The organism is Rhodospirillales bacterium (assembly GCA_016710335.1).
Taxonomy (GTDB): domain Bacteria; phylum Pseudomonadota; class Alphaproteobacteria; order Rhodospirillales; family Defluviicoccaceae; genus JADJXQ01.
The window spans coordinates 13,646-36,655 of the sequence record JADJXQ010000012.1; the positions used below are offsets into that span (position 1 = coordinate 13,646).

At 65.6% G+C, this 23,010-nt stretch carries 19 protein-coding genes and 2 pseudogenes; 9 read left to right on the forward strand and 12 right to left on the reverse strand.

The window, feature by feature from the left end; genetic code table 11:
• The first annotated feature begins 36 nt into the window (after positions 1–36).
• From IPM60_14365 to IPM60_14395, 7 genes and pseudogenes are all read left to right on the forward strand, one after another.
• A complete protein-coding gene (locus IPM60_14365; GenBank protein ID MBK8909028.1) occupies positions 37–231 on the forward strand; it encodes a hypothetical protein in 195 nt (64 codons plus the stop codon).
• Entirely contained in the window at positions 228–1,805 is a 1,578-nt protein-coding gene (gene dcm, locus IPM60_14370) for a DNA (cytosine-5-)-methyltransferase (protein MBK8909029.1), read from the forward strand. Before IPM60_14365 ends, dcm begins: the two co-directional genes overlap by 4 nt.
• Before the next feature lie 70 nt (positions 1,806–1,875).
• A complete protein-coding gene (vsr, locus tag IPM60_14375) occupies positions 1,876–2,316 on the forward strand; it encodes a DNA mismatch endonuclease Vsr (protein MBK8909030.1) in 441 nt (146 codons plus the stop codon).
• A 109-nt stretch (positions 2,317–2,425) separates the two neighbouring features.
• Positions 2,426–4,495: a UvrD-helicase domain-containing protein gene (locus tag IPM60_14380; protein MBK8909031.1), complete on the forward strand. Its 2,070-nt coding sequence runs from the start codon at positions 2,426–2,428 to the stop codon at positions 4,493–4,495.
• A gap of 1 nt (position 4,496) precedes the next feature.
• Positions 4,497–7,672 (forward strand): annotated as a pseudogene (locus IPM60_14385) (DNA/RNA helicase).
• Positions 7,662–9,504: pseudogene (locus IPM60_14390) on the forward strand (DUF1998 domain-containing protein). Before IPM60_14385 ends, IPM60_14390 begins: the two co-directional pseudogenes overlap by 11 nt.
• A gap of 1 nt (position 9,505) precedes the next feature.
• Complete coding sequence (locus IPM60_14395; GenBank protein ID MBK8909032.1) at positions 9,506–11,209, forward strand: AAA family ATPase; 1,704 nt, start codon at positions 9,506–9,508, stop codon at positions 11,207–11,209.
• An 11-nt stretch (positions 11,210–11,220) separates the two neighbouring features.
• Here IPM60_14395 and IPM60_14400 read toward each other — a convergent pair whose 3' ends face one another.
• The 12 genes from IPM60_14400 to IPM60_14455 all read right to left on the reverse strand — a co-directional run bounded on the left by IPM60_14400 (position 11,221) and on the right by IPM60_14455 (position 20,418).
• Complete coding sequence (locus IPM60_14400) at positions 11,221–11,388, reverse strand: hypothetical protein (GenBank protein MBK8909033.1); 168 nt, start codon at positions 11,386–11,388, stop codon at positions 11,221–11,223.
• 195 nt (positions 11,389–11,583) lie between these two features.
• Positions 11,584–12,048: a lysozyme gene (locus IPM60_14405; protein MBK8909034.1), complete on the reverse strand. Its 465-nt coding sequence runs from the start codon at positions 12,046–12,048 to the stop codon at positions 11,584–11,586.
• The gene (locus tag IPM60_14410; protein MBK8909035.1) at positions 12,036–12,524 is read right to left on the reverse strand and encodes an HNH endonuclease; all 489 of its coding nucleotides are present in this window, start codon (positions 12,522–12,524) and stop codon (positions 12,036–12,038) included. The genes IPM60_14405 and IPM60_14410 overlap by 13 nt, the downstream gene beginning before the upstream one ends.
• Before the next feature lie 3 nt (positions 12,525–12,527).
• Positions 12,528–12,872: a hypothetical protein gene (locus IPM60_14415; GenBank protein ID MBK8909036.1), complete on the reverse strand. Its 345-nt coding sequence runs from the start codon at positions 12,870–12,872 to the stop codon at positions 12,528–12,530.
• Positions 12,873–13,058: 186 nt separating this feature from the next.
• Positions 13,059–13,364: a hypothetical protein gene (locus tag IPM60_14420; GenBank protein MBK8909037.1), complete on the reverse strand. Its 306-nt coding sequence runs from the start codon at positions 13,362–13,364 to the stop codon at positions 13,059–13,061.
• 10 nt (positions 13,365–13,374) lie between these two features.
• A complete protein-coding gene (locus tag IPM60_14425; GenBank protein ID MBK8909038.1) occupies positions 13,375–13,974 on the reverse strand; it encodes a 7-cyano-7-deazaguanine synthase in 600 nt (199 codons plus the stop codon).
• Positions 13,941–14,558 (reverse strand): hypothetical protein, encoded by a 618-nt coding sequence (locus IPM60_14430; GenBank protein ID MBK8909039.1) that lies wholly within the window; start codon positions 14,556–14,558, stop codon positions 13,941–13,943. The genes IPM60_14425 and IPM60_14430 overlap by 34 nt, the downstream gene beginning before the upstream one ends.
• On the reverse strand, positions 14,555–15,340 hold the full coding sequence (locus IPM60_14435; protein ID MBK8909040.1) for a hypothetical protein: 786 nt from the start codon (positions 15,338–15,340) through the stop codon (positions 14,555–14,557). Before IPM60_14435 ends, IPM60_14430 begins: the two co-directional genes overlap by 4 nt.
• Positions 15,341–15,386: 46 nt before the next feature.
• The gene (locus tag IPM60_14440; GenBank protein ID MBK8909041.1) at positions 15,387–16,310 is read right to left on the reverse strand and encodes a hypothetical protein; all 924 of its coding nucleotides are present in this window, start codon (positions 16,308–16,310) and stop codon (positions 15,387–15,389) included.
• A gap of 9 nt (positions 16,311–16,319) precedes the next feature.
• Positions 16,320–17,027, reverse strand: a complete 708-nt coding sequence (locus tag IPM60_14445; GenBank protein MBK8909042.1) for a hypothetical protein — start codon at positions 17,025–17,027, stop codon at positions 16,320–16,322.
• A complete protein-coding gene (locus tag IPM60_14450; protein ID MBK8909043.1) occupies positions 16,957–19,941 on the reverse strand; it encodes a hypothetical protein in 2,985 nt (994 codons plus the stop codon). The genes IPM60_14445 and IPM60_14450 overlap by 71 nt, the downstream gene beginning before the upstream one ends.
• A gap of 57 nt (positions 19,942–19,998) precedes the next feature.
• A complete protein-coding gene (locus IPM60_14455) occupies positions 19,999–20,418 on the reverse strand; it encodes a C40 family peptidase (GenBank protein ID MBK8909044.1) in 420 nt (139 codons plus the stop codon).
• Positions 20,419–20,778: 360 nt separating this feature from the next.
• On the opposite strand from IPM60_14455, the gene IPM60_14460 reads away from it, so the two are divergent.
• On the forward strand, positions 20,779–21,792 hold the full coding sequence (locus IPM60_14460; protein ID MBK8909045.1) for a hypothetical protein: 1,014 nt from the start codon (positions 20,779–20,781) through the stop codon (positions 21,790–21,792).
• 29 nt (positions 21,793–21,821) lie between these two features.
• On the forward strand, positions 21,822–23,010 hold a 1,189-nt coding region (locus tag IPM60_14465), incomplete at its 3' end, for an ATP-binding protein (GenBank protein ID MBK8909046.1).

The window sequence follows — 23,010 nt, forward strand, 5'->3', positions numbered from 1 at the left end:
GCCGGAGTACTATGCCGGACATGGAGTCTGGCGCAGATGGCTGATCCGGTTCGCATACAGGTGCTGATACCAAGGGCGGAGGCCGACCGTTTCGAGGCGTATTGCCGTGAAAAGGGCTACAAGAAGTCGCCGCTGATCGCCCGGCTTGTCCGGGAGCATCTGGACGGCGAGGGTTACAATCCGCAGCAGGACCTGTTCGGCCGGGAACAACGGGGGACGAAACAGTTGTGACGGACTGCATTATCCGGGAAAAGATATCGAGGCTTCGGAGCGGCGCAGCGCCGCGGGTTCTCGATCTGTTTTCCGGGTGCGGCGGGCTTTCCCTCGGCTTCGGCGCGGCGGGTTTCGAGATCGCGGCCGCTGTGGAGAACAACCAAACCGCGGCCGCCTCTTACGGCGCCAATTTCCACGCAGACAATCCGCTGCACGCGGTGGCGCGCGACATCACCGAAACCACAGCCGGCCAACTCGTCCGCGAACTGAAGCTGGGCCGCACGGCGGAAGCCTTCGACGTGGTCATCGGCGGACCGCCGTGCCAGGCCTTCGCGCGTGTCGGCAGATCGAAGCTGCGCGAGATCGAGGCGCATCCCGAAGCGTTTCGCCATGATCCGCGCGCAAAGCTCTACGCGCCGTATCTCGGATGTGTAAAATCCTGCCGTCCGGTCGCAATCCTGATGGAGAACGTGCCGGACGTGATGAACTTCGGCGGGCACAATGTCCCCGAAGAAGTCTGCGAGGTTCTGGAAGACCTCGATTACGTCTGCGCCTACACGCTGCTGAACGCCGCCTTCTACGGCGTGCCGCAAACGCGCGAGCGCATGTTCCTGATCGCGTATCATCGCGAGCTTGCCGAAGCTGTGAGGTTTCCAGAACCGACGCACTGGATCGACCTCCCGTCCGGCTACGAAGGATCGCGCCAGGTCGCGCTGAAACTGCTGTCGAACGGCGATATGTTCGCGCAAGCGCACTGTTATATGGACGCGCCCGAGGCCTCGGACTCGCTGCCACCGGCGGTGACCGCGCGGGAGGCGATCGGCGACCTGCCGAAGATCGACGCGCGCAAACTGGTGCGAAAGGGCGAGCTGAAACGCGGCGCGCGACGGTTCGATCAACTGGCCAGATACGACGGCAGGCGCACCGTGTCGGCTTACGCCGATGCGATGAAGCACTGGTCCGGCTTCGAGGCGGGCGACGGGGTATTCGATCACGTCATCCGCTATCTGCCGCGCGACTATCCGATCTTCGCCCGCATGCAGGAAGGCGATCAGTACCCGGAAGCGCACGCGCTCGCGTGCAGGATGTTCGAAGAAGAACTTGACGGGCTTGCCCGCACCGGCGTCCGCCCCAGGCCGGGTTCGGCGGCATACGAAGAGCTGAAGAGCTCGATCGTTCCGCCCTACGATGTCGGCAAGTTCCCGAACAAATGGCGGAAGATTTCACGGGACCAGCCGGTGCGCACGGTCATGGCGCATCTCAGCAAGGACGGCTACAGCCATATTCACTACGACGACGACCAGGCCCGGACGATTTCGGTCCGGGAAGCGGCGCGGCTCCAGTCGTTTCCGGACGGCTTCGCGTTCGCGGGCGCGATGAACGAAGCTTTCCGTCAGATCGGAAACGCGGTCCCGCCGCTGATGGCCAAGGCGATTGCCACGGAGATGATCGCGACGATCCGGGCGTTGGCAAGCGCGCACGCGACGCAGCCGGAGCGCAGGATTGCCGCCCTGCCGCCGTCGGCGGTCAATATCGGCGAACCGGGCGTCTCTCACCATCTGGCCGCGACGGAGAAGGCCGTTGAAGCCTGATGCCATCCATACGTCGACGGCAAGAGACGAAAGCACCGACGTACTGACGCCGGAACAGCGCCGGCTGGTCATGAGCCGGATCAGAGGCAAGGACACCCGGCCGGAAATGCTCATGCGGCGCGGCCTGCACGGGCGGGGCCTCCGCTACCGGCTGCACGGCAAAGGCATGCCCGGCAGACCGGACCTGGTCTTCCCCGGATATCGCGCGGTGGTCTTCGTGCACGGCTGCTTCTGGCACGGTCACGGCTGCTCGCTGTTCAAATGGCCGAAGACGCGCGCCGCGTTCTGGAAGAACAAGATCGGCCGTAATGTCGAACGCGACCGGGAAGCAACGGCTGCGCTCAAAGCCGACGGATGGCGCGCACTTGTCGTCTGGGAATGCGCCCTGAAAGGAAAGCAGAAAAGAGCGTTGTCGGATGTCCTGGACGGCGCGGAGGCGTTCATCCGGCACGGCCGAAAGGTTTTTGCCGAGATCGCGGAATGCGAGAGTATAGACAAACGGGCATCGTGAATGTGCCACGCAACCTTGAGGTTTACGGCCGCGAAGAGAGATTTTCGTAAGCAGAGCTATGGCGCAAGTCGAGGTACGCATATTCAGGCAAGGGTTGGAAATCGCGCGTGTGACCCGCCCGTTGCGCCAGCTCGACGGCAAGCCGGTCGTCAAATACAAGAAGCGGTTCTGGCCGCTGGTCAACGGCGGCGAAGTATATCTCGACGATATCGCGCCCGCGGATGCGCGGATGGCGGACGCGGCTGGAACCGGCGAGACGGAGGCCGCACCTGAATTCCAGGTCGTTCCCCCCGCCCAGATAGTATGGGACGAGTCACAGCGCGACGTGATCGACGCGCCGCCGGAGGACCGTCTGCTGGTCGGAGCCGGTCCGGGCACGGGCAAGACGGCGGTCGCCTGCGCACGGGTCTCGCAACTGATCGACCAAGGCGGCCTGGAACCGAGCCGCATCTGGCTGATCAGCTTCACAAGGACCGCGGTGCGCGAAATCCGGGACCGGATCGCCGCCTATCTGGAAGATGCGGCAGCGGCGTATGCGGTCAAGATCGCAACGCTGGATTCGCACGCATGGACGATCCATTCGGGTTTCGATGAAGGCGCGAAAATCCTCGGCGCCTACGAAGAGAACATCGAACGGGTGCTCGAACTCGTCCGCGAGGACGAGAATGTCGCCGATTACCTCCTCGACAACGTCGAACACCTGGTCGTCGACGAGGCGCAGGACATCGTCGGCATACGCGCCGATCTGGTTATCGAGATGATCCGCAGGCTGTCGTCGTCCTGCGGCGTATCCGTGTTCGCGGACGAGGCCCAGGCCATCTACGGGTTTGCGGACGATCACGAGGTCGGGCCGGGCGAGGTCCGTGAACCGCCGTTGCCCGAGAAAATCCGCCGCGGCGCGGCCGGGGCGTTCCGGGAATGCGAGCTGAAGAAGGTGCATCGCACGGAATCGCCGCAACTGCTGACGATATTCTCGGATACGCGGCGCAAGGTGCTGACCGCTGCGGGTGAGAACGGCGACAAGCTCACCGAAATCAAGGACGAGGTCATCAGGCTCGCGCACGGCGAAGCGCCGAATGTTGACGATGCGGCGCTGGCCGAGCTTGAGGACGCGTTCATCCTGTATCGCAGGCGCTGCGACGTACTGCTGACAACCTCGATGCTGACGCAGAACGGCATTCCGCACCGGGTGCGGATGTCGGGGCTGCCGGTGTGTCTCACGCCGTGGATCGGTGCCGCGCTGTCCGAACACACGGATGCGGATTTGAGCCGGGACCGGTTCATGAAGCTCTGGGCCGGCAGAGTGCGCGGCACCGCCCTCGCGACAAACGAGCTCGATGAAGCATGGGCGCATCTGGTTCGCATCGCGGGGCGCACGCAAACCGTCGTGGAAATGCGGCTGCTGCGGCAGCGTCTCGGGCGCAAACAGCCACCGGCGGAACTGTGCCATGCCGAACTGGGCCTCCGCGGCCCGATCGTTGGCACGATTCACGCATCGAAAGGGCGCGAAGCCGACACCGTGCACCTGATGTTATCGGACACGCACGGCAAGGATGTGGACCAGGACGAAGAAGCGCGGGTCGTGTTCGTCGGCGCGACGCGCGGACGGTCTCGGCTGCTGATCGGCCGCGGCTGGCGGCAGTTCGCCGGACGCGTAGAGGCCTCCGGGCGGGCGTATTGCCCTCAGATAAAAGACAACCGGCCGCGCGCCCAGTTCGAGATCGGCCACGACAACGACATCGAGGCCGAGGGCTTGGCGGGGCGGCGTTTCTTCGCAGGCCCCGCCGCGGTGCGCGCCGCCCAGACTCGGATTCGCAGCTTCGCAGATGAATCCGTATCGCTCGTCGCCGACAGCGATCGCGACGCCGGGTTCGTTTACCGCCTGAAGGAGGACGGACAGGGACAGTGTCTCGCCGTCCTGTCGCAGGGCGTCAACGCCGACCTGTTCACGGTCGGAAACGCCATTCAGGCGAAGCTCGGCGGCGGCCGGAGGCGGCCGCCCGACACGATCCGGCATCTGCATGTGCGCGGGGTGCGCAGCATCGTCCTGCCGCCGGATGCGCCGGGGAGCGAGACGCTGCACGAGCCGTGGCGAAGCAGCGGAATCATGCTGGCGCCGCTGGTGCTAGGATACAGCACGGCGTACTTCCCGTACTCACGCGGACGAAGAGGGCGGTGACATGCGTGACATTCTTCTCGACCGACTGAGATGCGACCTGGTGGGACCGTATGCGGAGGACGAAGTCCTGACGGCGCGTCCCTCGGACGTGTACCTGACAGGCATTCTCTGGCCGCGCGAAACCCGCATGGGCGCGGAAGAAGACGAACGTCTCGGTCTGTCCGGCGCGGGGGAAAGCGAAACGGACGGCGGCGGCGAGGAAGAGGAAGTCTCGCTGGCCGGGCTCGTTCGTCCCTGCTCGGCGGGCGTCTCCTTTGCCGCGCGCGCGGCGGAAGGCAACGCCGAACTGGATGTGACGGTCAGGTTCGCGATCTACGAGCCCGTCACTGGATCGGAAGTAGAGAAAGGACGGCGGCGGCCGTGCGCGCCGACGCACGGCATGGCAACGCCGGGCGCATGACATCCCGTAGAGAGCGTCATGCTTGAAAGCGGATCGCGGTTTGTCGATCTCGAACCGCGCGGCGCGCCGCCGGGCGTGAGACTGCATATACGCACCGCGCCGTGGTCGGGCGGGACGCTCGCCACGATCACGCTACTGAACCAGGCGGAGCCCGATGAAGACGAAGGCCGGGAGGGAATCGAACGGCTGACACTGTTCCAGACGCGCGTCGAAATCCACCCCCGATCCGGCACCGTGCTTGTCGCGCGGCCGTCGCGGCGCGCGGTGCTCGATGACGACGACCGTTCCGCGGCGCTGCTGTACCGCGACGCCCACGAATTCGCGACGGGGCATACCTGTTCGGTCGAATGGGAAGCAGGGGGCGATCCGGGAACAGCCGGCATGGTCGCCACAAGCTGGATTCCCACTGCGACCGTTCCCGCAACCAGCGCGGCTGGTCACGCCGTCTTCGACGCGCTGCGCACGGATGGAAGGCTCAAACCGCTGTCGGTCCGCTGGCTCGCGACGGCCGCGCCGGAAGAATTCGGGGAGGCGCTTCAGCAGCTCCCCGCGGCCTACGAGAAATGGATCGCGGACAGGGAAGTCGAAGTGTCTGCGCTTCCCGAAGAGTTCCGCGAGCAGGCGGCAAGAAACATCGCGATCTGCCGGGAAGTCCATACCCGGATGGCCGGAGGCGCAGCGCGGATAGCGGGCGACGCCGCAATGTCGCGCGCCTTTCGTCTGGCCAATCTCGCGATGGACATGCAGCACGAGTGGGATCCTGAGAAAAGAGGGCGCGGCCCGCTGGAATGGCGACCTTTCCAGCTCGGTTTCATTCTTCTCGCCGCGGCGTCCGTGGCCGACCGCGAACACCCCGAACGCCGGATCATGGACCTGCTCTGGTTTCCGACGGGCGGCGGCAAGACGGAAGCGTATCTCGCGCTGATCGCATTCCTCGCCTTCTACAGGCGGGTGTCACCCGGGGGCGATCCCGATGCGGGAGACGGCGTCGCCGCGATCATGCGCTACACGCTGCGGCTGCTGACAACGCAGCAGTTTGCGCGCGCGGCCTCTGTCCTGCTCGCCTGCGAGGCCATCCGTCGCGGGCGCGTCCGCGAAGCGGAAGTCTCCCGCCGCGAACTGGGCGACACGCCCTTCTCGATCGGTCTCTGGGTCGGCGGCGATGCGGTGCCAAACCGGGTGAGCGCCGCAGCCGCCGCGCTTGGCGGCGCGCCGGACCAGCCGACACCAAAACAGCTCACGCAGTGTCCGGCTTGCCGGAATGCCCTGAGCTGGGCGCATGACGAACAGGCCGACGCCATTCACGTCCACTGCGAGAATGAAGACTGTCTGCTGTTCGATCCCGACACGCCTCTGCCGGTCTGGACGGTGGACGAGGATGTGTACCGGATACGGCCGACTCTGCTGATCGGCACGATCGACAAATTCGCGCAGATCGTCCGACGCAAGGAAATCAACGGGCTGTTCGGCCTGAATACCGGCAGGCCGCCCGATCTCATTCTCCAGGACGAGCTGCATCTCATCTCCGGCCCGCTCGGTACGGTCGCGGGGCTCTACGAAGTCGCGATCGACCGCATGTTCGCGTCGGGCGGCGCGCGTCCGAAAATCATCGGTTCCACGGCTACTATCCGGCGCGCATCCGAACAGGTGGCCGCTCTGTTCGACCGCGAGACGGCGCAGTTCCCGCCGTCGTGTCTGGACGCCTCGGACTCCGCCTTCGCCGTCGTGGACCGGGACGCCCCCGGCCGCGTCTGTGCCGGAGTCACGACGGCGGGCCGGTCGGCGAAATTCACGCTCCAGGCCGTGGCCGCATCGCTGCTCCAGTCGGCCTTCGGCGGCACGTCGGATGACGAGGCCCGCGATCCGTACTGGACGCTGGTGTCGTATTTCAACTCCCTGCGCGAGCTGGGCGGCGCGCTCGTCCTCATGCAGGATGACGTGAACGACAGCCTTGCGCTGCTGGCGCAGCGGCGCGGCGAGGCTGCGCGTCATCCCGAATTCATAGAAGAACTGACCTCAAGGCGGACGCAAGCCGAAGTCCGGGACATGCTGGACCGGCTGGCAATCCGCGCCGCCGCCCAGGGCGCGCTCGATGTCGTCCTTGCAACGAACATGCTGAGCGTCGGCGTCGATATTCCCCGCCTCGGCCTGATGCTGGTGAACGGCCAGCCGAAGGGCATCGCCGAATACATCCAGGCCACGAGCCGCGTCGGGCGCGGCGATGTGCCGGGCCTCGTCGTCGCCGTGCTCAATAATGCCAAGGCCCGCGACCGATCGCATTTCGAAAGCTTTCCGACCTGGCATGAAACGCTGTATCGGGATGTCGAGCCGACGAGCGTGACGCCTTTCGCGTCGCGGGCACGTGACCGCGCGCTGCACGCCGTTCTGGTGGCGCTGGTGCGCCATCTGGCCCCCGGCATGATCGACCGGCCTGTGCTCGACGACGCTACAATCGATGCCGCAAAAGACCTGATAAACGACATCGTCGGGCGCGCGGCGGCGATTGATCCGCAGGAAACCGCCGTCCGGATGGAGCTGGGCGCTGTCTCGACACCTGGGAGTTCCGCGCTCCCCGGAGCTACTGGTGGGCGCGCCAGGTCCGCAACTCACTGCTCCAGGATGCGGAACGGGCCGCAACGATGCGGGCGATGGGCAGACTGCCGGGCGAAGCATGGCCGACGCTGAACAACATGCGCAGCGTCGAGGCTTCGACGCGATACCGGCTCGCCGAATGGCTGCGCGAAAGAACATCCGGGGGGAACGGCGATGGCGAATAACCGGCTGGGAGAATTGCGCAGAAGCGCCGCCGTCATGACCTTCGGGCCGGGCTCCGTCGTGGACTTCCGCGCCGACGGCGCGCCCGTCTCCGCCGTCGCGGCGGGGCTCGAAGAGTGGGACAGGTCCTTTCCGCCGGCCGGACTGGCCAATCCGCAGAGAATTACGGAACCGCGCTTGCAGAGAAAGCTCTCGGTGGCCGGATTCCGTTTGCCGCCCGTCGTCGATGAGAACTGGCGTGACGATCAGGGCAATCCCGACAGCCGCACGCTCGTCGCGGCCCGGTTCCCGGAATGGCTGCAATGCCCGCAGTGCGATCGGCTCGCCCCGGCGGGCCGCTGGTCGCAGGACCCGGGCCGCGCCTACCGATACTGCGCGAGCTGTACGCGCAAGGCGCCTGGCCAACGCAAGATATTCGCGGTGCCGATCCGCTTCGTGATGGCCTGTCCCAAGGGCCATCTGGACGATTTTCCGTGGCATATCTGGGTCGGGCACAAGGCCGACTGCAAGAAGAAGGAACGGGCCGATCTGTATCTCAGATCGGAACGTCCGGGCCTCGCTGGACTGATTCTGAGCTGCCGCGAATGCAAGGCGCGGCGCTCGATGGACGGCGTGTTCAGCGCCCAGACATGGCGCGGCTTCCGGTGCCGCGGGCGGCGACCCTGGCTTGCCGCCCCGGCCAAATCATGCGACTGCGAACCGCGCGCATTGCAGCGCGGCGCATCGAACCTCTACTTCCCGGTGATTGAGTCTGCGCTCAGCATTCCGCCGTGGTCGGACGCGATACAGGAAGCGCTCGGGATCTACTGGACCCCGATTGTCAATGCCGAACCGGAAAAGCGCGCGTTCTTCATCAGCATGCTGGCCGAAGGCGACCTTGCGCCCGTTTTGCGGGAACTGGGTCTCAGCCCGGAGGAACTGGCGCGGCACGTCGAAGAGCGTCTGACGAGGTTCAATGACGACGCCATCCTTAATATCAGGCAGGAAGAATACCGGCAGTTCGTCTCGGGCACGGACACCCGCGACAGGGACGCGCGTGAATTCGAGGTGCGCAGCGTGCCTGTACCCGAGCGCCTGCGGCCGTTCCTCAGCCGGGTGGTCCGCGTCGTGCGGTTGCGCGAGGTGCGCGCCCTGAAAGGCTTCACACGGATCAACCCGCCGGGGGATGAAGACAGTCCTGACATCGCGGCAATTTCCGTCGGCGATGCCGGCTGGCTTCCGGCGGTCGAGGTGCGGGGCGAAGGCATATTCCTCGCCTTCAATCATGACACCCTCCGGATCTGGGAATCGCGGAGCGATGTGGCTGCGCGCGCCAGAAGCGTCGATGACGCTTGGCGGATCGAATGGCATCGGCGCTACGGCGAAGGCGACCCGGCCTGGCGCATATCCCCGCGCTACCTGCTCGCACACAGTTTCGCGCATGCGCTCATGCGCCAGCTCACGCTGGAATGCGGCTATTCGACGGCCGCCCTGCGCGAACGCCTGTATGTGAGCGACGGGACGGACGGCATGGCGGGACTGCTGATCTATACCGCCACCTCGGATTCAGACGGCACGCTTGGCGGTCTGCAACGCCAGGGCGAAGCCCATCGCATCGAACGGGCCGTCGAGGCGGCGATCCGGGCGATGGAGTGGTGTTCCTCCGACCCGTTGTGCATCGAGGGCATGATCGCCGGAGCCGACGGCCTGTCTCTTGCGGCCTGTCATGCCTGCGTGCTCGCTCCGGAGACCGCCTGCGAGGAATACAACCGGTTTCCTGGACCGGGCCGCGCTCGTCGGTATGCCGGACGCCCCCGATGTCGGGTACTTCGCGCCGCTGATCCAGAGGGCGTGACATGGCGATGATGTGGCCCAGAATACTGTCGCCCGATGTCACGGGCAACATGCTGCGCAGCACTGAATGCGAGGTGTTCAGACGGCTGGAGGCGGTGCTGGACGACGCCTTCGTGGTCTTTTACTCACGGCCCTGGCTCGGGCTGAAACCGGACGGCGAGGAAATCGACGGTGAATGCGATTTCATCGTCGCGCACGCCGAAATGGGCATGCTCACGCTTGAGGTGAAAGGCGGCGCGGTCGCCTACGATCCGCGCACCGATCAATGGACAAGCCGCGACCGCTGGAAGGTGACGCACAGCATCAAGAATTCGGTGCGCCAAGCCAGAAGCGCAAAGCACGAATTGCTGAAGAAGCTGAACGCATCTCCGCACTGGAAAACGCGGCGCATCCGCGCGCGACACGGGGTCGTGCTGCCCCACTCGTCCGCTCCGCCGGGCGATCTCGGCGCGGACATGCCGCGACGGATATTCTGCTTCACCGAACGGTTCGAAGACGGGTTCCGGGACTGGATACTGGAGCGGTTCGGCGATGCGCCGCCGGATGAAGGGCGGACCAGGGAACTGGAGCCTGACGGCCTTCAGGCGCTCGAAAAAATCCTCGCGAAGCCGTTTCAACTTCGAACGCCTCTCGGCGCATTGCTGTCGCGTGACGATGCCGCGCTTCAGGTTCTGACACAGCAACAGTTTCACATTCTGCGTGCGATCGAAGCCGTTCCGCGCATTGCGATCAGCGGCGGAGCGGGCACCGGCAAGACGGTGCTGGCGTTGGAGGAAGCCGGCCGCTGCGCGGAAGGCGTAGCCCGCACGTTGTTCGTCTGCTACAACCGGGGGCTTGCAACCGAAACCCGCCGCCGCCTCAAGGGTGGCCCTGCGGTGACGGCGATGACCTTCCACGAGCTGTGCGCGGACATGACGCGCCGCGCGGGCATCCCGCATCCGGAGGGCGTCTCGGAGACGCAGCTCTTCGAGGACATCTTTCCCGAACTCCTGATGCAGGCATTCGAACGGCTGCCGGACGAGAGATACGATGCGATCATCGTCGATGAGGGGCAGGATTTTCTGCCGCTGTGGTGGACAGCGATCGAGTCGGGGCTCACCCCTGGCGGGGTGTTCCGGATATTTTACGACAACAACCAGCGCGTATACGCAAGCGCGATCAAGCTGCCCGAAGACGTTGATCTGGTCCCGATCCGCCTCACGCTGAACTTGCGCAACACACGGCGCATCCATGAGCTTGTGCGGCAGCATTACTCGGGCCATGGAATCGAGGCCGTCGGACCGGAAGGGGTCGAGGTCCGATGGATCAAGGCGGACACGCCGGACGACCTGGCGCAGCGAATTTCCGACTGCGTTGCGCAACTGGATTCACTCGAACATGTACCGCCTGGAGACATTGCGGTCCTCGTCGGCACTGAAAAAGCAATTGAACGAATTGCATCAGACAACCGGCTGGGCAATTTTCGCGCGGTACGCTGTGACGAACACTCCGAAGATCGGATTGTTGTGGACAGCATCAGGCGCTTCAAAGGTCTTGAGCGCCCGGTCGTGGTTATCGCGGCGACGCCGGACACCGTTGTCGACAAGGAACTACCTTATGTCGCGCTGTCTCGGGCACGGACTCATCTGGTTATTGTCGGTGAGGATAAGGTCCTGAGCAGGATGCGCGGCGCAATTGCCCTGTCCGCTGACGCTTCAATCGACTGACTTGTCGGTCTCTAACCGCCCCATTCCCGCCGCCTGTTCCATTCCACGATGCCGGCGTTCGTAAGCGGCTTCGAGGCATCCGCCATCTCCTGGTACCGTCGCTCGGCCTCCACGTCGTGGATGCGTTTCACGTCCTCGGCGCTCGGGCCCTGCATGCGGTGCGGCGCCTTCTCGATCATCTTGGTGCCGAACTAGAAGCCGATGACGGTGAAGAAGATGTACCAGAGCATCTCAGGCACGTTCTGGAACGCGGGCAGTCGCTGCCAGGTTGATGCAGCAAATAGGATGAATCTATCAGCGACGGCGAACAGGCTGGAGAGTCCAGACACTGGACGCGATGTATTAAGCGGAAACGGTTTGCCAGAGGCTATGGTCTATCGGCAGGAAAAGAAAGACCAGCCGGACGCGTAGAGCGCCGCCTCCGCCTCCCTCCGTCGTATCAGCCCCTTGAGCTTCCGTCCACCCGCGAACACCCACCGCCTGAACTCGGCAGGCACCGCGCCGTGCTCCTTGCGGTTGACCTTGCGGCGCAGGGTCGATCGCTGGAGGCTCCCGGCGCCCAGATTGTACGTGAACGACACCAAAGCATTGAACTGACCATCCGTGAGCGGAACCCGGATCAGCCGCAGCACCGCCCGTTCGGCGGTGCCAACGTCTTGGATAAGCAGATCCTCCGCCTCGGTCTCGCCGATGCCACCAACGAAGCGCTCCTGTTCACCATCACGGACTACGTGGCCAAAGCCAATGGTTGGCCAGCCTCCGGCGCATCGGTAGATCGTCGCGCTGAAACCCTCAAACCGCTTGATGAGATCGAGACCTTGGTTGGTTACATGGCGCATAGGTGGCTCCATCGTCGGCCCTTCTGGATGTCCCGAACATGAGAGACTGAAACCCCGTAACGGGCTGCTATGGTTCGCTTGGGCCGACGGTCCGATCGGATCGCGCGAACATCGGCCGCGACAAGCTTCGACATCGGGTTCTCGCTACCATTCAGACGCGATGATCGGCCTTTGCGGGCCTTGTCGTCAGAGTTGGCTTTCGGCGTTCCTGCGAACAGATGGTCCGGGTTGACGCAAGACGGATTGTCGCAGGTGTGACACACGTACAGGTTCAGCGGGATCGGGCCATGATGGAGCTCATATGAGACACGGTGGGCGCGTAGCTGTGCTCCGTCCTTCTGCTTTACGAAGCCGTATCCATCGAGATCTTTGGCACCCAGCCAGAGCCAACATTGATCACGACCGGACATTTCGACCTTGCGCCAGAAACGTTCTTGTAGGGGCACAGGTGGGCGACCAACTCGGTTGGTGCTCATCGCTCACTGTCCTTGACGGATCTTGGCGAGGCTGCGGCTGCCAAACCAAAAAGAAACTACGGCTGCCCACAGCGCCTGCGTCTCGCCGTCCCAGATCTGCGGCAATGCCTCCGCCAGCACGAACCCCTCGACAGCGATCAGCACGTAGAGCGCCGAGCCCTTGACCCCGGCGAACAACAGGAAGAACGCGTAGGTGACTATCGGCCGCACCGATGCCCGCAATCCGTCGACCCACCTGACGCCGGACGGCTGCATGTCGTGGCGGTACAGCGCTTGGCTCTCGGTGACGTCGGCCTGGACGTGGATCTCCTCGAGCCGCTGTTGGTGGCCGAGCCGCATCTGCTCCATCTGGCGGTCGAGGATGGCGAGCTCGTGCCGGCGGTCCTGCCAGTCGCGGATCAACGCAAGCAGATCCGGGAACGCACTGGTGACGAATCCGAGCAGCGAGCCCAACAGCGTGAGCATGGTGTGCCTCCGTTAACGGTGGGGAAAGAAAGGGAATGCGCGACCGCCGAAAGCGGTCATCCGCGGTCGTTAGACTGCGAGGCTGACGGGATTGACCAACAGGTAGCCGATGATGGAGAGCAGGATCAGGATCAGCGCCCCGGTGATGGCGACGCCGGTGTTCATCACCCGCTTGAAAATCTCGTATATGACATCTTCCTTGGCGACATGACTGGTCACCGCGTCGCGGATGGTCTGGACGTCGGCTTTCAAGGATGCGAGTTCGGCGCGCTGATCGTGCACCATCGACCGCAGGCCGTTGTTCAGGATCGCCTTGACTTCGGAGACGTCGTTCTGCAGTGCGCGCACAGCGATGTTGGTTTCTTCCGGACTCATCGGACTTTCCTCAATTTTCGATATTCCGGAACTGGCACGCCTTGCAGCTGCCGCACGGCACAAACCCGTTCTCCGTTCGCACCGGCCGGCGGCACGACCACACCAGCGACCGCAGCGCCGGTGGGAGGTAAGCCATCTCTTCCGACTTGGTGCGATCGAGGAACGGCAGCAGCAGCTCGGGCGCCGGTCGTGGCCACGCCGCGCCCTCGATCATGCGGACGATGTGGCGCCAGCGCTGCCACCACTGCCCCTCCTCGCGGCAGACGCCGATCAGCAGGCGGACGATGTCGGGGCGCTGGCCAACGAGCTGCCCGGCGGCGAAGCAGACGCACAGCATGTCGGCCGGGATGCCGGGCATGCCCACGAAGTCCAGCGTCAGCTCGGACGTCTCGAAGTCGCGGTAGGCCTGGCGGCAGTAGGCAACGATCCGCCGGCAGGCCTCCGCCTCGACCTCGTGCCGGCGCTCCCAGTTGACGAGGTGCATGTGATGGACGTGCACCGGCTCGTCGGTCTCGGTGAGCGCCCAGACGAGGCAGGCCGTCGAGTCGAGCCCGCCCGACAGCATCACCAGGATGGTCACGACCAGTCGGCGGCCTTCAGCGCGTTCCACGCCTCGAGATCGGTGGCGGCATCGCGGACCTGCCGCAGCGCAGCGAGCCGCCGCTTCCGCAACCGCGCCACCCGCCGCCGCCACGCATCGCGCCGGGTGAGCATGAACTGTGCCGCCTCGCGGATGGTCTGTACTGGCGCATCGGTGGCCGGGTTAACGGTCACGCCGACGTCCGCCTCGAGGAACGGATAGTCGGCCGGATCGATGATGGCATCCGGCGGCAGCGCCTTGACCGCTTCCGCCTCGCGCAGCGTCTCCTGAAGCTCAATGGTCTCGCCGGCGAGCACCGCCACCACCCGGGCACGCTCGGCCTCGGCGCGTGCGTCGACCCGTGCTGCCATGCCGTCGCGGGCGTCGACGCGGAACCGCAGCCGGTAGCGCTCGACCACCTCGTCGGCGCCGACGGTGAACTCCGGCCCGTGCCGCTCGAAGATGCCGGGATCGTAGCCGGGCTCGACGTCATCGACACGCACCGGCCGCAGCACCGGCTTGCCCTGGTGGTGCTTGATCTCGTGCGCCTCCAGCGCGCGCGCCGCATGGTAGAAGCGGCGCACCTCGCCGCCGAACACGACCGCGTATTTCATGCCGATGGTCCTCTCACATCGCCGACGGTGATCCAGGTCACGTGACTGGCGCCGACCAGATACTTGCCGGCCGCGCCGCCCGAGCCGCCGCCGTTGCCGCCAGCTGATCCGCCACTGCCGAGTGCGCCGCCGTTACCGCCGGAGCCGCCGCTGGCGGTCTGCAGGCCATCCACGTCGCTGCCGCCGGCACCACCGCCGCCCGATGATGTCTGATTGCCGCCCGTCCCCGCGCTGCCTGGCACGGTGCCGCTGCCGACAGCGCCACCAGCGCTCAATCCGGCACCGCCACCACCGCCACCGCCGCCGGCGCTGACCGACCACCATTCCTCGCCGGCGTACCACTGATCATAGTCGCCATCACCGCCGCCGCCGCCACCGCCGCCCCCGGCGATCAGGCCCTGGTTGTCGATGGTGATCGGGCAGTTGACCGAGATCGCGGTGCCGCCACCGGCGCCGCCGCTGCCGTCCGTACTGCCGCTTTGTCCTTGGCCGGCAGCGCCGCCGTTGCCGCCGCGGCCGATGATCGAGCCGTGGTTGATCAGTGTCACCCGGCTGCCCGCCGGCAGCGCGATGGTGCAGGCCGGATAGCCGGGCGAAGAAGCGTTGAGAAGCGAGCCGCCAGTGACGGTCAAGGCGACCTCGGCCGGCTCGGCGCCGTCCCAGGCATGGTAGGCCTGCAGGTGCGCGCCGAGATCGAAGTTGGTCGAGGTACCGCTGATCACCACATCGGCGCGGAAGCCGCCGCCGGCGCCGAAGCCGGCCAGCGCGTTGACCGCCAGCATCAGGCGTCGTCCTTGGCAGCGACGGTGTAGAGCACCCGCAGCCCCTTCAGCACCGCGTCGCCGGCAAACGTGTCGGTGGCGTCGCCGGCATTGCGATACACCAGGATGTTGAGCAGATCGCCGTCGGCGACACCGCCCACCGGCCCGCCGCCGCCGGCGAGATGCAGGTGACGCTTTGCCGCCGGCGCCATCGGTGAGCGCAAGTCCGTCGAGGCCCCACGCCGCTCGGCGCCCCGTCGCCATCGCCTTGCGCTGTCGCGTAGACCTGCCACGCCACGTCGCCGCTACCAGCGGCGCCCGCGGCCCAGACGATCTGGAACGTCAGCGTGCCTTCGTCCCATGACTTCGGCATGGCGATCTGACTGATGGCGCCCTCGGCGGCGGCGGCATCGAACGGCAGCCCGCGCCAGCCGTCGAACTGCCCGCCGTAGGCGGCATGGTGGCCGCACGGCGCGTTCGACCACGGCTGGAACGCCGCCGCCGGCAGCCAGATCGTATGCGCGCCTTGCGCAACGTAGAGCGTGTCGGCGTCGGCGACGGTCGGCACATCCGTGGGATCGGTGCCGGTCGCCAGGCCGATCGCAGCGCGCGCACCGGCTGCAGAATTGGCACCGGTGCCGCCGGCGGCGATCGCCAGCGGTGTGATGCCCTGGATGCTACCGCCGGTGATGGCGACGTTGCTGGCGTTCTGCCCGGCCATCGAGCCGAACGCGACACCGCCGTTGTACGGCTGATAGGTGTTGGCCACCGGATCGATGGCGCCTTCGACGATCCAGTCGGCGCCGTCGTAGCGCTTCACGAGCCACGGCGTGGCGCTGTCGTCGATCCACGCCATGCCGGCCTCGGCGTACGCGGGCGGCGACGCCCCCTTGTGTCCCGACAGCACCGCGGCGAACGCGCTGTTGAGGCGCTGAACCAGCTGCGTTCCGCTCTCGGTGTCGATGAACGCCTTGGGGTTGGTCTGACTCATGGTGCTTCCCTACGCTGCCTGCTGATGCCCGTAGCCGCGCGCCACCCAGTCGAAGGTGCGGGCGACGCCGGCACCGGCCGAGTTCTTGAACCGGACCGTGAAGCCGCCCGCCGACTGGCCGGTCACCTCGACCACGTCGCCGGTGGCCATGTCCTGGCCCGAGACCGCGATCGCCGGGGTGGCGCGGAACGCCGGCGAGAAGGCGATGGCGACGCCGCCCGCCGGGCATGCGACGTCGTGCGCGCCGTCGGTGCGGTCCGGCATGTCGACGGTCGCCGACAGCTCGTCGATGCGCGGGGTGACCGCGGTGCTGGTGGAGCGCAGCTGCGCGCGGAACTCGTAGGCGCGGGCGGTGACGTCGCCGATCACCAACGGGCGCCAGGCGCTCCATGTGGGCGTGCCGGCCGGGTCGTCGTCGGTGGTGCGCAGCTCCAGCCAGGCGTTGTACTGCCCCGGCTCGGCGCCCGAGAGGTTCTCGACGTCGGCCAGGCGCGCCCAGTGCTTGACCAGGTTGTCGACGTTCTCGCCCAGCACCTTGATCCGGCCGGTGATGCGGCTGGTGTAGACGGCGCCGAGGTCGACGGCGTTGGCGAAGTCGTACGTGCCCTCGGGCAGCACGCCGCCAGCGTCGGAGTCGAGGATGAGGTCACCGGCGTCGACCACGCAGTCGGTCCTGGTGCCGGCGAACGCCGGATGCTCGGTGACGGTCTCGACCACGTTGCGGCCGACGATGGCGCTCGACGTGATGACGATCTGGGTGGCGCCGGCGCTCTCGTTGGCCGCCGATGTCCACCGCCTTGATCAGGTACGTGCCGGCCATCGCCGGCACCACCGCGCTCGTCGCCGGCTTGGCGATGCGCGCCACCAGGTCGAGCGCGCCCGACCACACGGCGCCGCTGGTCGCCGGCGTGAACTTGATGCGGTAGTGCGAGAGATCGAGATCGGCGACCGCATCCCAGGCGAGATGCGCGGCATCGCTCAGCACGTTGACCACGAACCCGGTGACATCGGCTGGCGGCTCGGTCTTGCCGACCACGGTGTGTGCAACGCTGGCCCATGCGGAGGCGCGCCCGCTGGCGCTCACCGCCCGAAGGCGGATGGTGTAGGCGACGCCGTCGTCCACCGGCCCCAACAGGATCGATCGCGCATCGGCCGGCGCCGGCGATGCCAGCGTCCACGCCTCCTCGGAGTCGTCGCGGCGGTACTGCGCCTGGATGGATGTCGCCGGCGTCAGCGCCGTCGTCTGCGGCGCCAACGTGACTCGTACTCGTGACTGCACCTGACCACTGGCGTCGATGGTCAACGCCTCGCTGCCGCTGTCGACGGCCTCGATCACCGGCCTGGCCGGCTGCTGGTATGCCACCGGCGCCGGCACGGTGATCTGCGGGTCGTACGCCGGGATCGGCCCGGTGTCGGCGTCGTGCACCGCCGGCGCCGCGTCCACCAGCGTCAGCGTGGCGCGGAAGTCGCCGGCGTGGCGGATCGACTTCACGAGGAGATCAACACTCTCGCGCTCGGCCTCGCCGAACATGGCGAGATCGCCGGCCGCCGGCATGGTCGCCGCCGGGATCGGCGTAACAAAGGCGACGGTCGCGGTCTCGCCGCTCTGGGTCAGCACCGAGGCCACCGTCGAGCCGCCCGTGGCCAACCGGAACCGAACCGCGTAGCTCTTGTCGGCCGCCATGGCGACCCCATCGTCTAACGTAACCGACACGGCGTCACCATTGCCGTCGGTGGCCACCGAGCGCACCCGAGCCCAACCGCCGCCCCACAGCGGCACGTCGTGGCTGACCTTGACCAGGTCGCCGGCGGTGCACACCAGATGGTCGATGTCACAAGACAGCTCGTAGGTCTCGGGCCTGAGCTCGCTCACCGCCAGATGGTAGCGGCCGTGTTTCCAGGCGAGATCGGCGTCGGTGCAGCCGAACAGCTCCAGGGTCTCGAACCGGGTGGCACTGGTCTCGTCATAGCCGTCGGCGTAGACGATGCGCTCGTCCTGGCCCCACTCGCGGTCGGGGTTGATGAACCGGACCTTGAGCGCGTGCGGCTGCTGCACGAACGTCTTGAGGCCGCGAAAGCCGGTGGCGTTCCTCGGCGTGAAGTGCTGCACCGGCACCGTCTGCGGCACGTCGCGCACCACCGAGAACCTGCCGTCGCGCATGCCGAACGCGGCGCGGCCGCCGGCGGCGATGTCGCGCAGCAGCTCGAACACCGTGGTCTGGTAGTCGATGACCGCATCGAACGTGTCGTCGGGCCGGGCATCGGCCCAGGCCTTGAACGCGTCCAGATCGAGGCGCTCGTCGGCGACCGGCCGGCGGTTGGCGTCACCGCGCAGCACGTCGCAATAGGCCCACGCCGGATGCCGGGTCGCCTGCGGCGCGGTCCAGGCGTTACCGTCCCACACCGGCAGCAGCGCCTCGGCGACGCCTGAGAACTGGTCGACGACGCCGTTCAGCTGGTCGGTCGCCTTGATGCGCATCGCCACCATGCAGCGGCCGGTGGCGGTCACCGGCTGGGTGTATTCGACGCTGCGCACCGCGGTGACGTAGGAGTCGTCGCGGATCGACGTCGAGGTGTTGTCGGCGGTCAGCCGCGTGAACCGCAGCTCGTAGCGCCCCGCCGTTGCCGGTTTGATCCGCTCACCCTTCCGCACCATCTGCTCGGTCGCCGCGGTGTAGGTGCGCTCACCGAACAGGGTCCACGGATCCCCGGTGCCGGCGGCGCGGTACTCGATGCGGATGGTGACGGACCGGCTGGCCCGCCCGCCCTTGTCGTTGAACCGCACCAGCCCATGGAAGGTGATGTCGAGCAGGATCTCATCGGCGGCGTCGTGGCTCTCCAGGACTTGCGGCCCGCCGGCGTTGGTGAGCTTCAGCGAATACTGATCCTCGCGGACGGTGTTGGAATAGAGGGTGATCGGCGCGTCGGTGCCGAACCCCTGGCGCACCTCGGTTTCGACGTCCTCGAACTGATCGAGCGGCACGGTGCCGATGCGCAGGTCGGAGAGCTGCAACGGCCCGTAGCCGAAATCGAACAGCATCCGGAAATACTGATCGCTGCCCTGCACCTCGGTGTAGGGGTGCGCCGCCAGCGTCGGGAACACCTTGTGGCGGCCGTAAACCCGCAGCACCGGGCCGTAAAGATTGGTCCGGTTCTGGGTGCCGGTGATGGACAGGGTCGGGCTGGTGCGCGACTGCGGCCCGCCCAGGGACAGATCGCCCAGCTTCGGGCGCGGCGGCGGCGCGATGGCGTTGACGATCAGCGAACCGACGGCGGTCACCACGGCGCCCACGGCGGCCGACGCCACGGCAAAACCGGTCGTGCCTGCGGTAAAGCCCATCAGCCCGGCCGCCAGCCCGCCGGTGTAGACGGCGAGCACGGCGACCGCGATCATCATGACCGCCCGCAGCGGGTTCTTACCGCCGCCTCCGCCACCACCCCGCGGCACCACCCGCACCGTCAGCACCGTCCCCGGCTTCGGCCGCACCCGGTGCCAATGCTGCCGGGCCACCGGCACCGGCTCTCGCGTCATCGCCCCGTCGCCGATCCACACGTGCGCATGGGCGGCGAGCACCGGATCCATGCCGGCGTCGGCGAGGATCTCGGCAACCGTGCCGCCGGTGAAGACCATGCGGTCGATGCGCTCGGACGAGAACGGCCGCGCCGCGGGCAGGCGACAACCCGCAGCTCAGCCAACATAGTACCGATAGAACCCTATGACACGACGGCGCCACTGCGGCCCGTCGTAGCGTTCGAGGCAGGCGTCGATGCCCTGTTCGATGTGCAGCATCCATCCGCGCGCCACCACGACGCCGACATGGACCGGGTGGCCCATCATGCGCAGCAGGATGCCGTCGCCGGGTTGTTCCTGGCCCACCGGCACTTCGATCCAGTTGTCCATGTGCTCGGCCATGAACTGCGCGATGGAACCGCGGTCGCGGTCGCCGGCGAAGTCGATGCCATCGAATACCGGCACGTCGAGCCCGAAGCGCTCTTGCAGCACGACGACCAGAAGCCCCCAGCAATCCAGACCGCTCCGATCGCGGCCGCCGACGCGGAACGGTAAGCCGACAAAGTCGGCTGCCCAGTCAGGGATCGCCTGAGGCATTGTTGCATATGCTCACAAAGGAAGATTGGACTCGGCCGGCAACCGGCCGCTTTCGGGGACAGCAGCTCAGCACGGCGAGGGCTGAACCCGGCTTATGGCCGCGGAACCAGGGGGCGGCCACGACTCCGCTGCCTGGGGGCAGAGAGCGAACGTCTTTAGGAACCGTTCGTTAGTGGCGATTTTGACCCATTGCGGCCATCAGCCGCGCTTTGATAAGAATCCTGCGGCGCCTTAAAGCCGAACATTCGATATCACTGCCAAAGCCGCACCAATGTCAAAGCCGCGACCCTCAGGGAACTGAACCGCTCACGGTGAATTGGAAAGCTTGTTACAAACGCTCATTCGACCGAAATTCAATTCATGGATGGTAACGTCATAGCAGTCGGAAATCGTGGCGCCGAGTGGCATAGATGGGAGCCCCATATACACGCGCCCGGTACGGTGCTAGCGGACCAGTATCCACAGTCGGATGGCTGGAATCTCTATCTTGAGGCACTTGAGGCTGTCTCACCTCCGCTGCGAGCGATTGGCATCACGGACTATTGCATCACCAGATCGTATGAGCGGGTGAAGGCGGAGAGGGATAAGGGTCGGATCAAGGGATGCGATCTTCTGTTCCCTAATATCGAACTGCGCCTCGACACCGGTACCGTCAAGGGCAACTTCGTCAACATCCACCTTCTCGCAAGTCCAGAAGGCCCGGATCACGTTACCGAACTGAATCGATTTCTCGGTCGGCTTACGTTCCGAGCTTGCAATGATGAGTTCGCTTGCACTCCAAGCGAACTGGTCCGCTTGGGGCGGCGGTTAGATCCGACTAAGGTTAATGACGAAGCCGCGCTGCGGCACGGCTGCTCACAGTTCAAGGTTTCTCTCAAGAACCTCCTTGATGCCTACGGGACCATCGAATGGGCCCGCGACAACATCCTCATCGCAGTCGCTGGAAATGCCGACGGCACATCGGGCGTCAGGGAAGCCGCAGATACGACGCTGCGAGAGGAAATCGAAAAGGCGGCTCACGCCATTTTCGCTAGTAGTCCGAAACAGAGGGAATTTTGGCTTGGAAGTGGAAAGGCAAGCGTAGGCGATCTTCGTGAGAGATATGGTGGCCAGAAGCCGTGCCTATGGGGCTGTGATGCCCACGACCTCTCGCGCGTCGGCAAGCCGGCGGAGGATCGGCTCTGCTGGATAAAGGGGATGCCAACCTTTGACGCACTCCGCCAAGCATGTATCGAACCCGAGCGCGCCTATGTCGGTCCATCCCCTCCCTCGTGGGCGGCTGCCTCACAGATCATCGACGCAGTTCTTTTAGAGGGCGCTCCGTGGGCCAAGACTCCGGCCGTGAGACTGAACCCAGGTTTGGTCGCCGCCTAGGTGCTCGAGGATCGGGTAAGACTGCTCTCGTGGACATGATCGCGGCGGGCTGCGACCCCTATGTAGAATCAGAGAAGCGCCAATCCTTTCTTGTCAGAGCCAGGGAACACCTATCGGGCGCGCGCGTGTCGGTGAAATGGTTGAGCGGCGAAGAACCGAAAGCTCGCCCGCCAGATTCCCCGGAGAATCGGTCGCCGGACGCCTATTCCCGCACTCGCTACCTCTCCCAGCAATTTGTCGAAGAACTCTGCTCAATCGAAGGCATGCCTGCACTGATCAGGGAAATCGAACGAGTTATCTTCGAGGCCCATCCGTCGCTCGATCGCGACGGAGCCGTAGATTTCGGAGAGCTGCTTGAGCTTCGGGCTCGGCTCTTCTCCGATTCCCGAATCCGAGAGGAGAAGGCATTAGCCAATATCTCTGACCAGATCGGCGTTGAGAGGGAGAAGACGAGGCAGGTTGCTCCTTTGAAAGCGCAGATCGCCGAAAAGGAAAAACAGATTTCCCGCTACCAGGGCGATCGAACGAAGCTTCTGCCAAAGACGAAGAACGAAACCGGAGAGCGACTCCAGGAGCTTTTGAGCGCGGCCGAGAAGGTTCGCGGTTATCTTAGGCACTACGCTAATCGACAAGCTTCCCTCGTCGGCCTCAAGCACGAGGTGCAGGATCAAAGGCAGAACCTGGCGCCTGAAGCGTTGCGGGCGATGAAGGAGCGCTACCCGAGCACCGCGCTCGACCCGACTGATTGGGATCGCTTTCTGCTCGAGTTCTCCGGGGACGTAGACAGCGTCTTGGCCACAAAAACCGGGGAAGCCGAAAAGAGCGCAAGATTATGGAGGGGAGAGACACCTACAAGTCCTGTCGATGACGGCGGCGCGTTCCTCACGGCGACAGCCAACCCGGCCAAGACCCCTCTTGCCATCCTCGAAGCAGAGATTGAACGGCTGGAAAAGTTGGTAGCCGCCGACAGGGATACTGCACGCAAACTCTCAGCCGTCGCGAAGCGTATAGCTGACGAGACAACCGCGTTGGAGCGGTTAAAGGAAAGGCTCACAGACTGTGAGGGCGCCGCAAATAGAACAGCGCGTTTGGTAAACGACCGCGAGCAAGGTTACGTTCGGGTCTTTGCAGCCATATTTGGCGAAGAGCAGTGCTACACGCTGTACGCACCGCTCGCGAAGCGGTTGGAAGCAGCAGGAGGCACATTGGAAAAGTATC